This is a genomic window from Symbiobacterium sp. (assembly GCF_040797425.1).
GTDB lineage: Bacteria > Bacillota > Sulfobacillia > Symbiobacteriales > Symbiobacteriaceae > Symbiobacterium.
The window spans coordinates 1-13,279 of record NZ_JBFNEH010000021.1 but is presented as its reverse complement, the minus strand read 5'-3'; the positions used below and the strand labels follow the sequence as shown (position 1 = coordinate 13,279).

Annotated in this window: 15 protein-coding genes; 11 read left to right on the top strand and 4 right to left on the bottom strand. The window is 68.8% G+C overall.

Features of this window, described 5'->3' with window-relative positions; all coding sequences use genetic code 11:
* Nucleotides 1–11: 11 nt before the first annotated feature.
* The 9 genes from AB2385_RS08340 to AB2385_RS08300 all read left to right on the top strand — a co-directional run bounded on the left by AB2385_RS08340 (nucleotide 12) and on the right by AB2385_RS08300 (nucleotide 7,969).
* Complete coding sequence (locus AB2385_RS08340) at nucleotides 12–425, top strand: cytidine deaminase (RefSeq protein ID WP_367654501.1); 414 nt, start codon at nucleotides 12–14, stop codon at nucleotides 423–425.
* Nucleotides 422–1,375, top strand: coding sequence for a GTPase Era (gene era / locus AB2385_RS08335; protein WP_367654500.1), 954 nt, complete (start codon nucleotides 422–424; stop codon nucleotides 1,373–1,375). The genes AB2385_RS08340 and era overlap by 4 nt, the downstream gene beginning before the upstream one ends.
* 140 nt (nucleotides 1,376–1,515) lie before the next feature.
* Nucleotides 1,516–2,811, top strand: a complete 1,296-nt coding sequence (locus AB2385_RS08330) for a LysM peptidoglycan-binding domain-containing protein (protein ID WP_367654499.1) — start codon at nucleotides 1,516–1,518, stop codon at nucleotides 2,809–2,811.
* A 35-nt stretch (nucleotides 2,812–2,846) separates the two neighbouring features.
* Nucleotides 2,847–3,641, top strand: coding sequence for an alpha/beta fold hydrolase (locus AB2385_RS08325; RefSeq protein WP_367654498.1), 795 nt, complete (start codon nucleotides 2,847–2,849; stop codon nucleotides 3,639–3,641).
* Nucleotides 3,642–3,996: 355 nt separating this feature from the next.
* A complete protein-coding gene (mgtE, locus tag AB2385_RS08320; protein ID WP_367654497.1) occupies nucleotides 3,997–5,358 on the top strand; it encodes a magnesium transporter in 1,362 nt (453 codons plus the stop codon).
* A gap of 114 nt (nucleotides 5,359–5,472) precedes the next feature.
* On the top strand, nucleotides 5,473–6,522 hold the full coding sequence (locus AB2385_RS08315) for an NADH:flavin oxidoreductase/NADH oxidase (RefSeq protein ID WP_367654496.1): 1,050 nt from the start codon (nucleotides 5,473–5,475) through the stop codon (nucleotides 6,520–6,522).
* Nucleotides 6,523–6,538: 16 nt separating this feature from the next.
* Nucleotides 6,539–6,913, top strand: coding sequence for a CrcB family protein (locus AB2385_RS08310; RefSeq protein WP_367654495.1), 375 nt, complete (start codon nucleotides 6,539–6,541; stop codon nucleotides 6,911–6,913).
* A complete protein-coding gene (crcB, locus tag AB2385_RS08305; protein ID WP_367654494.1) occupies nucleotides 6,910–7,290 on the top strand; it encodes a fluoride efflux transporter CrcB in 381 nt (126 codons plus the stop codon). Before AB2385_RS08310 ends, crcB begins: the two co-directional genes overlap by 4 nt.
* 190 nt (nucleotides 7,291–7,480) lie before the next feature.
* Nucleotides 7,481–7,969 carry a ferritin gene (locus AB2385_RS08300; protein ID WP_367654493.1) on the top strand — a complete coding sequence of 163 codons (489 nt, stop codon included), beginning with the start codon at nucleotides 7,481–7,483 and terminating at the stop codon, nucleotides 7,967–7,969.
* Nucleotides 7,970–8,043: 74 nt separating this feature from the next.
* Here the strand turns inward: AB2385_RS08300 and AB2385_RS08295 are convergent, their stop codons facing one another.
* From AB2385_RS08295 to AB2385_RS08280, 4 genes are all read right to left on the bottom strand, one after another.
* Nucleotides 8,044–8,958, bottom strand: a complete 915-nt coding sequence (locus AB2385_RS08295) for a hypothetical protein (RefSeq protein WP_367654541.1) — start codon at nucleotides 8,956–8,958, stop codon at nucleotides 8,044–8,046.
* 42 nt (nucleotides 8,959–9,000) lie between these two features.
* A complete protein-coding gene (locus tag AB2385_RS08290; RefSeq protein ID WP_367654492.1) occupies nucleotides 9,001–9,693 on the bottom strand; it encodes an ABC transporter permease in 693 nt (230 codons plus the stop codon).
* Nucleotides 9,693–10,400: an ABC transporter ATP-binding protein gene (locus AB2385_RS08285; protein WP_367654491.1), complete on the bottom strand. Its 708-nt coding sequence runs from the start codon at nucleotides 10,398–10,400 to the stop codon at nucleotides 9,693–9,695. The genes AB2385_RS08290 and AB2385_RS08285 overlap by 1 nt, the downstream gene beginning before the upstream one ends.
* 169 nt (nucleotides 10,401–10,569) lie before the next feature.
* Nucleotides 10,570–11,586: a LytTR family transcriptional regulator DNA-binding domain-containing protein gene (locus tag AB2385_RS08280; RefSeq protein ID WP_367654490.1), complete on the bottom strand. Its 1,017-nt coding sequence runs from the start codon at nucleotides 11,584–11,586 to the stop codon at nucleotides 10,570–10,572.
* A gap of 143 nt (nucleotides 11,587–11,729) precedes the next feature.
* Here AB2385_RS08280 and AB2385_RS08275 point away from each other — a divergent pair, with 143 nt between their 5' ends.
* A complete protein-coding gene (locus AB2385_RS08275) occupies nucleotides 11,730–12,056 on the top strand; it encodes a thioredoxin family protein (protein ID WP_367654489.1) in 327 nt (108 codons plus the stop codon).
* Nucleotides 12,057–12,096: 40 nt separating this feature from the next.
* Nucleotides 12,097–13,185, top strand: coding sequence for an LLM class flavin-dependent oxidoreductase (locus tag AB2385_RS08270; RefSeq protein ID WP_367654488.1), 1,089 nt, complete (start codon nucleotides 12,097–12,099; stop codon nucleotides 13,183–13,185).
* Nucleotides 13,186–13,279: the final 94 nt, after the last annotated feature.

Below are 13,279 nucleotides of genomic sequence, written 5' to 3'. Positions count from 1 at the left end.
GGGAATAGCCCATGACCGATGCAGAACTGATCGCCGCCGCCCGGGAGGCGCGCACGCGGGCCTACGTCCCTTACTCCCGCTTCCCGGTGGGGGCAGCGCTGCTGGCCGAAGACGGCACGCTGTACACCGGCTGCAACATCGAGAACTCCAGCTTCGGGCTTTCCAACTGTGCCGAGCGTACGGCGATCTTCAAGATGGTGAGCGACGGGCACCGCCGCTTCACGGCCATCGCCGTGGTGGGTGACACCGACGGCCCCTGCAGTCCCTGCGGCGCCTGCCGCCAGGTGATGAGCGAGTTCGGCCCCGACGCGCGCGTCATCCTGACCAACCTGAAAGGGGATGTCAAGTTGACCACGGTGCGCGAGCTGCTGCCGGGGGCCTTCACGCCAGCCGACGTGCTGGAGGACGGGGAGGACGAGGCATGACCCAGGAACCCTTCCGCTCCGGATTCTGCTCGATCGTGGGCCGGCCGAACGTGGGCAAGTCCACCCTGCTCAACGCCTTCATCGAGGCGAAGCTCGCCATCATGTCGGACAAGCCCCAGACCACCCGCAACCGCATCCTGGGCGTCTACAACCGCCCGGGCGCACAGGTGGTCTTCCTCGACACGCCGGGCATCCACAAGCCGCGCCACCGGCTCGGGGAGTACATGAACAAGGTGGCCATCGGCACGATCCCCGAGGTGGACGTGGTCCTCTTCGTGGTGGATGGGTCCGTCCCCGAGCCCGGCGAGGGCGACAAGTATGTGGCCGAGGTGGTGGCCCGGTCGGGCCGCAGGGTGATCCTTGTCGTCAACAAGATGGACAAGGTGAAGCGGGGCGACTGGTACGCCGTGCTGGATGCCTACAAGGCCCTGGCCGACCCGGCGGTCCGCAGCGAGCACCCGGAGCCTGGTTCCCCCACCATCGAGTGGGTCGACATCGTGCCGGTGTCGGCCCTGGAGCACAAGAACATCGACGCGCTGCTGGATCTGATCGTGAAGCAGATGGAGGAGGGGCCGCAGTACTACCCCGAGGGCATGATCACGGACCAGCCGGAGCGGTTCGTGATCGCCGAGTTCATCCGGGAGAAGATCCTCCAGCTCACCCGGGACGAGGTGCCCCATTCGGTGGCGGTCGAGGTGGAGCAGATCCAGCGGCGGGAGAGCGGCACCGTCTACGTGGGCGCCACGATCTACGTGGAGCGGGAGAGCCAGAAGGGCATCATCATCGGCAAGCGCGGGGCGATGCTGAAGGAGATCGGCGCCCGGGCGCGGCAGGAGATCGAGATGATGCTGGGTTCGAAAATTTACCTGGAGTTGTTTGTGAAGGTGAAGGAGGACTGGCGCAACCGGGAAGCGGTCCTCCGGAGCCTGGGGTATCGGGAAGACGAGTAGGGGTCACGCCGTCCGGATGGGACGCGCAGAGGCCGCCAGGGCTGACCTGGCGGCCTCTGTTCCGTCTGTCTGCGGTTCCCCGGGCGCCGCCTCGGCATACGATGATCCTATCTGGAATGCCCCATGGGAGGCTGAGCGCCATGCAGATTCACGTGGTCGCGCCGGGGCAGTCGCTCTACAGCATCGCCCGCACCTACAGCGTCACCCCCGAGGCGATCGCCCAGGCCAACCAGCTCGCGGACATCCCCTACCTGGTCGTCGGGCAGGCCCTGGTGATCCCCATCACCGGCCAGTACTACTGGGTTCAGCCGGGCGACTCCCTTTGGTCGATTGGCCAGCGGTTCGGCGTCGCACCTGCCGAACTGGCCCGCATCAACGGCATCCCCCAGACCGCACCGCTTACTGTGAGTCTCCGGCTCTACATACCCCCGGGTCCCCGGCCCCGGAAAGAGGCCAACGCCTACGTGGAACCTTTCGGCGAGAGTGTGAGCGCAAACCTCCTCGCCTCCGCGCGGGAGGCGGTGCCCCACCTCACCTACCTGGCTCCCTTCAGCTACCGGGTGCAGCGGGACGGCTCGCTGCAGGCGCCGCCGCTTGACGGCCTGCTCCAGATCGCACGGGAGGGCGGAGCTGTGCCCATGCTGGTGGTGACCAACCTGGAGGAGGGCGGGTTCAGCGCCTCGCTGGGCCAGGCGATCCTGAACGACCAGGCGGTGCAGGACCGGCTGCTGCAGGAGATCCAGCGGCTCATCCGGCAGATGGGCTTCCGCGACGTGCACTTTGACTTCGAGTTCCTGCGGCCGCAGGACCGGGAGGCCTACAACCGGTTCCTGCGGCGCGCGGCCGACCTGGTCCACGCCGAGGGGGCCCTCATTTCCACCGCCCTGGCGCCGAAGGTGAGCGCCGAGCAGGCGGGCCAGTGGTACGAGGCGCACGACTACGCCTTCCACGGCCAGACGGTGGACTTCGTGGTGCTGATGACTTACGAGTGGGGCTACAGCGGCGGGCCGCCGATGGCCGTCTCGCCCATCGACCAGGTGCGCCGGGTGCTGGACTTCGCCCTCACCCAGATGCCGGCAGAGAAGATCATGATGGGGCAGAACCTCTACGGCTACGACTGGACCCTGCCCTACCGCCCCGGGGGCGAGTTCGCCCGGGCCATCAGCCCGCAGGAGGCCATCCGCATCGCGGCCCAGCGCGGCGTGGCCATCCAGTTCGAGGCCACGGCGCAGGCGCCGTTCTACCGCTACGTCGACCCGCAGGGCCGCACCCACGAGGTCTGGTTCGAGGACGCCCGCTCCATCCAGGCCAAGTTTGACCTGATGCGGGAACTGGGGCTCCGGGGCATCAGCTACTGGAAGCTGGGCCTCGCCTTTCCGCAGAACTGGCTCTTGCTGGAGGATAACTTCACGGTGGTGAAACGGGCGGCAGGTTGACGGTCACTTCCCTGGCCGTTGGGGAGTCTAAGAGGATGAGCAACGAAACGCCGGAGGAGTCGACGCCCATGCCCTTCCTCACCACGACGCATGGCAGCCTGTTCTACGCCGAGTCCGGGCCGGCCTCTGGCCGGCCGGTGCTGCTTCTGCACGCCGCCCTCCAGACCCACGAGTCGATGGCGCCCCTGGTGGAGGCGCTGGAGCCGCTGGGCCTCAGACTGGTCCGGCCGGACCTGCCGGGCCACGGCCGCTCCATGCCCGCAAAGGGCGGCGAGGTGCGGGCAGAGGCCGCCCCCGGCCCGCTCACCATCGGCGGGATGGCAGACGCCGTCGCCGCCCTGATCCAGCACCTGGGCCTCGGCGCACCCGTGGTGGTGGGCTACAGCCTGGGGGGCATGGTCGGGGTCGAACTGGCCCTGCGGGGCCTGGCGTCGGGCCTCGTGGTGCTGGCCTCCCGCATCCGCCCGGCCGAGGGCGCACGGGCCGTTTTCGCCCCGGAGGCCATCCGGCAGCGGTCGCCGCTCTGGGCGCAGCAGTTGGCGGCAAAGCACGTCGCCGTGCCCTGGGAGCGGCTGGCGGCGGCGCTGGGGGACCTCCTGGCCACGTGGCCCGGGTTCGACCCCGTGGCGCTGGCAACGCTTCCCGTCCCCGTGCTGGTGGTGCAGGGCGACCGGGACCAGATGGTGCCCCTGGCGCAGGGCCAGGAACTGGCCCGGCTGGTGCCGCAGGGCCGGTTCCAGCTGGTGCCCCGGGCCGGCCACCCGGAGCTGCTCTACCGGCAGGAGGCGCAGGTTGCCGTTAAAGACTTCATGCAGAAACTTTTGGTCTAGGTGGTTGCATCTGCTCCCCTCGGTGTTTACAATACAGAAGGACGTTTCGACAACGAGGCGCCCTTTGAACGGGGCGCCTTTCATGGTGGCGGACCGAAGGAGGTGGGTACGGAAAATGGATGCGGGACCCAGTCTTGATTACTGGAGTTTGCGGAACCCTGTAGGAGGCCCATCCGTTTTCACAGCCCACCGCCTCGAACCGCCAGAGCAGGTGAGGCTTACTGCCGCGCGCCGGTTGTAGGTCTTGCCTGACCCGGCTGTTCCTGCGCTTCGTCACGGCTGTGCGGGCCTCCGCATGGCCGTCTTCTCTTTTCTGAGGGGGCGGCGAGCTCCAGAGGAAAAGGAGGCGAGGCCAGTGAACCCGGAACTGATCGGAACGCTTGACCAGACCATCGTCCTGCTGCAGCAGCACCGCGAAGACGAACTGCGTGCCCTCCTCGCCGAACTCCACCCGGCCGACCTTGCCGAGCTGTTGCAGGAGCTGGAGGAGGAGCAGCGGGCGGCTGTGGTCCGCCTGCTCGCCGGGCCGACGGCGGCCGAGGCCATCGCCGAGCTGGAGCTGCCGGAGCAGGCGGCCATCGTGACCCAGCTGGCGCCGGAGCAGGCCAAGGCCATCCTGGACGAGATGTCGGCGGACGACGTCGCCGACCTTCTGGCCGAACTGGAGCCGGAAGAGTCGGGGGCCCTGCTGCAGCTGATGACCCGCGAGGATGCCACCGACGTCCGGGAACTGATGGGCTTCCCGGAGGACACGGCCGGCGGCATCATGACCACCGAGTTCGTGGCGATCCACGCCCACTGCACCGTGCAGGAGGCCATCGACGAGCTCAGGCGACTGGCCCCCTCCGCGGAGACGGCATACTACGTCTACGTCGTCGACGTTCGGGAGCGGCTGGTGGGCGTGCTCTCCCTGCGGGAGCTGATCGTGGCGCCGCCTGACACGGTGATCCAGTCCATCATGCGCACCAACGTGGTGTCGGTCCACGTGGGCGAAGACCAGGAAGAGGTCGCCCGGATCGTGCAGAAGTACAACCTGCTGGCGGTGCCGGTGGTGGACGACCAGCAGATCCTGCGGGGCATCGTCACGGTCGACGACGTCATCGACGTCCTGGAGGAGGAGGCCACGGAAGACATCTACCGCGCCGGCGGCGTGTCGGAGGCGGAGCAGGAACTCGACCTTGAGGGCTCCATCTGGCCGGCGATTGGCTCGCGCCTGCCCTGGCTGCTGGGGCTGCTCTTCCTGAGCCTGGTCTCCGGCAAGGTGATCGAGCACTTTACCCCTCTGATGGACCGGGTGACGGCCCTGGCCATTTTCATCACCACCATGGCGGGCGGGGCGGGCAACGCCGCCACGCAGGCGCTCACGGTGGTGGTGCGCGGCCTGGCCACCGGGGAGATGGAAGGGGAGCAGGTGTGGCGCGTGGTGTGGCGCGAGGCCCGCATCGGCCTGGTCATCGGCCTGGTGTGCGGGGTCGTGCTGGGCCTCACGGCCATGCTCTGGAACGGCTCTCCCTGGATCGGCCTGATCGTCGGCCTCTCGATCACCATCAACCTGATGCTCGCCAAGGCCGCCGGATCGCTGGTGCCGGTGATCATCCAGCGCATCGGGCTCGACCCGGCGGTGGCCTCGGGTCCCTTCATCGCCACGATCACCGACACGACCTCCATGCTGGTCTACTTCTCCATCGCGACGCTGATCCTGCGCGCGGTGCTTTAGACGCTTACCAGAGCGATGCGCTATAATTCACGAAGGAACGAATACCGGCGCGGCCGGGGCGACGGGTAACCGTCTGCCCGCGCAACGCAGTCTGCAGCAGGGAGGTTCAAGGGGATGGCCCATCTGTTCGAGCCACTGACCCAGCGGTCTGTGACGCTTCGCAACCGCATCGTCATGTCGCCGATGTGCATGTACGTCGCCGGCACGGACGGCATTGCCACCGACTGGCACCTCGTCCACTACGGCACCCGGGCCGTGGGCGGGGCCGGCCTCATCCTCACCGAGGCCACCGCGGTGGAGCCGCGGGGTCGCATCTCCGTGAACGACCTCGGGCTCTGGAACGACGAGCAGGCGGAGGCGCTCGCCCGCATCGCCCGCTTCGTGCACGAGCAGGGCGCGGCCTTCGGCATCCAGCTGGCCCACGCCGGGCGGAAGGCCTGGTCGCCCCGGAAGGGCGTCGGGCCGGAGCCGGCCGTGGCGCCCAGCGCCATCCCGTATGACTCGGATTGGGTGACGCCGGAGGAACTGGACCGGGAGGGCATCGACCGCGTGGTGGCCGCCTTCGAGGCGGCGGCCCGGCGGGCAGGGGAGCTGGGCTGCGACGTGGTGGAGATCCACGCCGCCCACGGCTACCTGCTCTGCGAGTTCCTCTCGCCGCTCTCGAACCGGCGCACGGACGAGTACGGCGGCAGCTTCGAGAACCGGTCGCGCCTGCTCCGGCGGGTCTACGAGGCGGTGCGCGCGGCCTTCCCCGCTGACCGTCCGGTGTGGGTGCGCATCTCGGCCACCGAGTGGGTGGAGGGCGGCTGGGACGCCGACCAGTCGGTGGAACTCGCCCGCCAGATGAAGGACTGGGGCGTCGACCTGGTGGACGTTTCCACGGGCGGCAACTCGCCCAGGCAGCACATCCCCAGCATCGGACCCGGCTACCAGGTGGCCTTCGCCGAGCGCATCCGCCGGGAGGCCGGCATCGCCACCGGGGCGGTGGGGCTCATCACCGCGCCGCAGCAGGCCGACGCCGTGCTGCGCAGCGGCCAGGCGGATGTGGTGCTGCTGGGCCGGGAGCTGCTGCGCAACCCGTACTTCCCGCTGGCGGCCGCCCACGCGCTGGGCCACGAGGTGGTGTGGCCGGAGCCCTACGTGCGCGGCAAGTTGCGCCAGTGAGATGAGGAGTTGTGACGTGGACTGGGTACTGATTGGCGTGGCGGGCGCCGCAGGTGCGGTGGCCCGCCATCTCGTTGGCACGTGGATTGGCCGCCTGCCGGGCGGCCGGGCTTTCCCCTGGGGTACGTTGGTCGTCAACACTGCCGGTTCGTTTCTTCTGGGGTTGGTGACCGGCCTGTTCGTGGGCCGCGGCGCCCTGGCGCCTGAGGTGAAGGCCGTGCTCGGAACCGGTTTTCTCGGTGCGTTCACCACATTCTCGACCTGGCAACTCGACCAGTACCATGCCCTGCGGCGGGGCGACCGCCGCTTGGCCTTCCTGAACGCCGCAGCGAGCGTGGTGTTGGGCCTCCTGGCTGCTGGGGCAGGACTTGCCATGGGGTGGGGGCCATGAACCGGGGGCCCGTGATCGGCGTCGCGGCAGGCGGCGCCCTGGGGGCTCTGGCTCGCCATGGTCTCGGCCAGTGGCTGACGGCGCTCCTGCCCTCGGCCTTCCCTGTGGCGACGCTCGTCATCAACCTGCTCGGCTCTGCACTGTTGGGCTTCGTGGTGGGTTACGGCATCGAGCGGGGGCGCCTTCCAGAGGCCTGGCGGGTGCCGTTGACGACAGGGTTCATCGGCGCGTTTACCACCTTTTCCACCTGGTCCGTGGACACGGTGCTTCTCCTGGAGGCCGGCCGCTGGCTGCCGGCTGCCGCCAACGTGGCTTTCAGCCTCGCGCTGGGGCTGGTGGCGGTCTGGGCTGGGCACCGGCTGGGGCAGGCGGCGTGAGCACGCGGCCTGCTCTTCCCGAAGATGGCCGACTTGCACTGCCCCCGGCACCGGGTGACGGGTTCACCCAGCCCATCGGCTCGGTGATCTCTGGAAAAGCCGCCGACAATTTTGCAGGAGGGTTGCCTGCCAACGGGGAAATGTAGAACGACACGGGCATCAACCCGGTCGAATCAAGGAGGCGATTCCCGTGAACAGGACCATGGAAGCGGCACTGAACGAGCAGATCAAAAACGAACTCAGCTCGGCCTACATCTACCTCGGCATGGCGGCGTACTGCGAGTCCGTCAACCTGCCGGGCATGGCGCACTGGCTGGAGGTCCAGGCGAAGGAAGAGCTGGAGCATGCGATGAAGTTTTACCGCCACGTGAACGACCGCGGCGGCCGGGTCCAGCTGCAGGCGATTCCCGAGCCCTCGTGTGACTATGCCTCGCCGGTGGCCGTCTTCGAGGCCGTGCTGGCGCACGAGCAGAAGATTACCGCGATGATTCACAAGCTGTACGCCCTGGCGGTGGAGGAGAAGGACTACGCCTCGCTGCCGCTGCTCCAGTGGTTCATCGAGGAGCAGGTGGAGGAGGAGAAGAGCGCCGACGAGGTGCTGCAGAAGCTCCGCATGGCGGGCGACAGCAAGAGTGCCCTGCTCTTCCTCGACTCCCAGTTGGGTACGCGGGAGGAGTAGCATCGGTTCCAACACAAAGCGGCGCCCCCTTCCGCGCTCCGCGCGGGAGGGGGGCGTTTTTTGTGGCAGCGCGGCTAAATCCAGGGGCCGGCCACTCCCATCAGGGTCTCCACGTAGTGGCGGATGTCGAACCAGCGCCGGTCGACCGTGACCGGGGTGCGCTGCTCTACCATTTCGATGGCCTCCCGAGGGTTGAGGGCGTCGTACCGGGGGTGATAGACCTCGGTCCACGGAGGCAGGTCGGGCCGGCCCGCCGGTGCGATGGGCGTGGCGCCCAGGAGGTAGGCCTCGTACAGGGCGAGGGTGAGGCTGCCGCCCGTGGTGGTGGAGACGGCGGCCTGCGCCCGGGCGAGCAGCCGGTAGTACTCCTCGTGGGGCAGGCGCCCCACCCCGATGCCCATCTGCCGCCACAGCTCCACGGGGTAGTAGGAGAGCGGGTCGATCGGCGAGGCGATGAAGACGCGGTAGCCCCGGTCCATCAGCTCGAAGGCCATCCGCACCGCGAGGTAGGGCTGGTAGAACTCGTTGAGCCGGCCCGGGAAGACCACCAGCCGCTCCCGATCAGGGCCGGGCTTGACCTCGGCGATCACCCGGTTGATGAGCGTGTGGTCGTAGGGGAAGCCGGCGGCGACCACCCGCGCCCGCGACCCGGCGGGAAGGTAGCGCTGGCCCCAGGGCACCATGGAGGGGTTCGTGACGAGGATGGCCGCCAGCGACGGGTGGCGGTAGATCCACAGGTCGGCCGGGTCGTAAGCGTTGGTGAAGGGGTTCCAGATGTCGTGCTCGTGGATGATGACGTGCTCAGGCGGCTCCGGCGCTTCCAGCAGTTGCTTCTGGATCGTGTAGCGGGTGAAGAAGACGGGGCCCCGGGGCCGCTCGGGCATGCGGGTCGAATACTCGTACTCGACGCCCGCCTCGTCCAGGCCCTTGCGGAGCCCGGAGAGGAAGTTGGGATACCAGGCCGTGGAGTCGTGGGGGTCGTAGATCACGTGCAGCAAGGGGCATCATCCTTTCGGAGCGGAAACGGCACGTTAGCGTTGGGTGGCCTGCTGCCGGAGCATGCGGGCATCGACGGCAAGCAGCAGCAGGGTGTAGAAAAGCATGACGGCGCTGTTCCGGGTGAGGGGCACCGGCGCACCCGTCCAGCCGCCCCAGAGCAGCTCCTGAACCGGACGGGTGGGCAGCCAGCGCATGATTTCCGCGATCGCCCACCCGGACTCCTGCCAGGGAACGATGGTTGCGCCCACCAGCAAGGCCAGCACCGGCGTGCGGTAGAGAGAGGAGGTTTTCAGATCCCGGGCGACGATACCGATGAGGGCGCCGGAGGCGGTGGCGAAGCCGATGGCGAGCCCCAGGCCGGCCAGCAGCACCAGGGGCGACCGGGGGGGCTGCCGGAAGAGCAACAGGATCACGGCCGAAAGGAGCGCGGCCAGCAGGACCCCCACCGTGGCCTTGGCGCCGATGATCTCCAGCGGCCGGGCCGGGGTCACCAGCAGGGCCTCGAGCGTCCGCCGCTCCTTCTCCTCCACGAGGGAGTTGACCGTCATCTGCCAGGTGCCGGTGTAGATGGTGACGACCAGGACCATCGGCACGAACGTGCCGCCATCCTGCGCGTCGAGGGCATAGACGGCCGCCATGCCCAGCATCATGAGGATGAACATCCACATCCGCCGGTTGCGCTTCAGCGCCCAGAACTCGCCCTGTATCAGGCTGATGTACCGCATCAGTCGGCCCTCCTTGTCAGCCGGATGAATGCGTCAGTCAGGGAAGGGCCATGCGTCTCCTTGAGCCTGGCCGGCGTATCACAGGCCACCAGGCGGCCTTCCCGGAGGAGGCCGACCCGGTCGCAGAGCGCCTCCACTTCGGCCATGTCGTGGCTACTCAGGAGAATGGTGACGCCCTGGCTGCGCAGGCTGCGGATGAGCGCGTGCAGTTCGGCCGCCGCCGCCGGATCGAGACCCGAGGTGGGCTCGTCCAGGTAGAGGAGGCGGGGGCGGTGCAGAATGGCCCGTGCCAGGGCCACCCGCTGGCGCTGACCTTTCGAAAGCCGACCGGCAAGCCGGTGCTGCAGGTCGGCCACCCCCATCTGTTCCAGGGCGTCGAGGGCCGCCTGTCGCGGCACGCCGAACAGCCCGGCGAACAGCACGAGGTTCTCCAGCACGGTCAGCCCGTCGTAGAGCAGGCCGCCCTCCAGCACGACGCCCATCTGCCGGCGGATGGCCTCGCCGTTCTGCCAGGGATCGAGCCCGGCCACCCGCACCCGCCCCCGGGTGGGTCGGGCGAGCCCGGCGACCAGCCGCAGGGTGGTGGTCTTGCCGGCGCCGTTGGGGCCGAGCAGTCCGAAGGTCTCACCTGTGCGGACTTCGAGACTGAGGTCGCTCAGGGCCGTTACGGAACCGTAGCACTTGGTCACCCCGGTCAGTACGATCATCCATCATCTCACCTCAGCCCCATTCTGACAGGGGGGTGAGGGGCATGCAGCATGCGGGCGACGGCGGGTGCGCCGGAGCGACGACTGGTGCCGGGAAGGGGACGAATGGTGCACAGGCGGGGCTGAGTGGGTCAGGCGCCGGATGGGCGGGCGAGGGAGCGGGTGCCGGTCACCACCCCAGCAGCGCCTTCAACTCCGCGACCCGGTGCTTGCTGAGCGGCACTTCCGAGCCGTCTTTGAGGCGCAGCGAGAAGCTGCTGCGGGTCCAGGGGACGATCTCCCGCACATGGGCGAGGTTGACCAGATAGCCGCGGTGGGCCCGGTAGAAACCGTGGGCGGCCAGCCGCTCCTCCAGTTCGGACAGCGTGAAGGAAGCCGTCCAGTCCCCTTCGGCGGTGTGCAGATAGACGCTCTTCTCCTGCGCGTAAGCGTAGAGAATCTCGGCGGGGGAGAAGAGCACCACACGGTCGTCTCTCCGGGCGGCAATCTGTTCCACCCGGGGCCGGTCAAGCCGTGCGCTGCCGGCTGCCGGGGCAGGCACGCCCTGCGGGGGCGCGGGCGCAGGCTCCACGAACCGCCCGTTTTCGAGGTAGTAGACGCGGCTGGCCAGGCGAAGCGTGCGCGGATGCCCGAAGGTGGTGATCAGCACACCTATCCCGCGGTCGGCCGCGGCGCCGATGGCCCCCTCGATGATCTCCGCGCTCTCCAGATCGACGTCGCCCACTGGTTCGTCCAGGACAAGCAGCGCCGGGTCGTGCAGCAGCGCGCGGGCGAGGCGCAGGCGCGCCGCCTCGCCCGGCGAGAGGTCGGCCACCAGGGTGTTGCGGCGGGCGGTCAGTTCCAGGTCGGCAGCCACCTTCCCAGCTTTCGCCGGGGGAAGCGACCAGAGCCGCGCATACAGCGTCAGCGTCTCCGCCACCGTGTGCGCCGGGTTGAGCCCCCAGGCGGAGCCGGCCACGCCCAGCCGGCTGCTTGCCATGGGGCTGCCGGGCTCGTGGCCGCAGATGCGGATGTACCCCCGGGACGGGCGCCCGATGCCCGTAAGCAGTTCCAGCAGGGGAGCCTTTCCGTTGCCGTGGCTGCCCACCACGGCCAGCACCTCGCCGGGGGCCAGCTTCAGGGAGATTCCGTGCAGGCCATCGGGGTGGTGCAGGTCTGAGATTTCCAGCAGAATGGTCAACGTCATCACCCGCAGAACTCTTCGCCCTGCCCTTGTAGTTTCCTGCGAGGGCCGGCAGCCATACCGCACCGGGGTACCCGGGCGTCTCTAGAGCAGGAGACCTTCCCCGCACGGATTTCGCCGGTGCGGGGTGGAGGAGGTACATATTGATGCAGAGGTTGACTGCGGCAACGTTTGACGCGGCCCTCCGCGAGTTCGACCATCTGGTCGTCAACTTCAGCGCCGACTGGTGTCCCGACTGCCGGCGCATCAAGGACGCCTACGCCGCTTTCCCCGAGCGCTTCCCGCAGCTGCACTTCGCCGTGGTGGACACCGACGCCAGCCCTGACCTGGCCGAGCGCTTCGACGTGCGGGGAATCCCGACGCTCCTGGTGTTCCGCAAGGGCGACCTGGTCGACCGGCTCTACAGCCGCGACGCCAAGACCGTGCGGCAGGTGGAGGAGTTCGTGGCCAAGCAGGTGGCGGTGACCCGCTGACGGGGGCAGCGGGGCGTACGACGAGACAGGGGATGATGCCTTGGAGCTCGGAATCTACACGTTCGTGGAGACGACGCCGGACCCCGTCACCGGCGTGCGGCTCAGCCCGGCGGAGCGAATCCGCAACCTGATGGAGGAGATCGAGCTGGCCGACCAGGTGGGGCTCGACGTCTTCGGCATCGGCGAGCACCACCGGCCGGAGTACGTCTCCTCGTCGCCCGCCACCATCCTCGCCGCGGCGGCGGTGCGGACGAAGCGGATCCGCCTCACCAGCGCGGTCACCGTGCTCAGTTCCGACGACCCGGTGCGGGTCTTCCAGCAGTTCGCCACGGTGGACCTGCTTTCCGGAGGCCGGGCCGAGATCATGGTGGGCCGGGGCTCCTTCATCGAGTCTTTCCCGCTCTTCGGCTATGACCTGGACGATTATGACGCGCTCTTTGCGGAGAAGCTGGACCTCCTGCTGAAGCTGCGGGAGTCGGAACAGGTCACGTGGGAGGGGCGGTTCCGGCCCGCCCTGCACGGGGAGGGCGTCTACCCCCGTCCGGTGCAGGAGCGGCTGCCCATCTGGGTGGCCGTGGGCGGGACGCAGTACTCCGCCGTCCGGGCGGGGGCCCTGGGGCTGCCCATGGCCCTGGCCATCATCGGCGGGCTGCCGGAGCGGTTCCGGCCGCTGGTCGAGCTGCACCGCAGGGCGGCTGAGGCGAACGGGCATGAGCCGCCTGCCCTCAGCATCAACTCCCACGGCTTCATCGCCGATCGGTCGCAGGACGCCGCCGACCTGGCCTTCCCGGCGTTCAAGGCAGTGATGGACCAGCTCGGGCGGGAGCGGGGCTGGCCCCCCATGACCCGGGCCCAGTTCGAGGCGTCCCGCAGCCTCCGGGGGGCGGACTTCGTCGGCAGCCCCGAGCAGGTGATCGAGAAGATCCTGTACCAGCACGAGCTGTTCGGTCACCAGCGGTTCCTGCTGCAGCTCACCGTGGGCAGCCTGCCGCACAAGGCGGTGCTGCGGGCGATCGAGCTCTTCGGCACCCGGGTGGCGCCCGTGGTGCGGCGGGAGATCGCCCGAAAGCAGGGGAGCGGGCCGGAGGGGCATGCGGAGCCGGGCAAGCAGGGCGACAAGGCCGAGTGAGCGCGAAAACCCCGCTGCGGTATCCGCAGCGGGGTTTTCCCAGGCTGCAGACAAAGGCGCCTCTTGTGGCCGCTCAGCGGCTCACAGGAGGCGC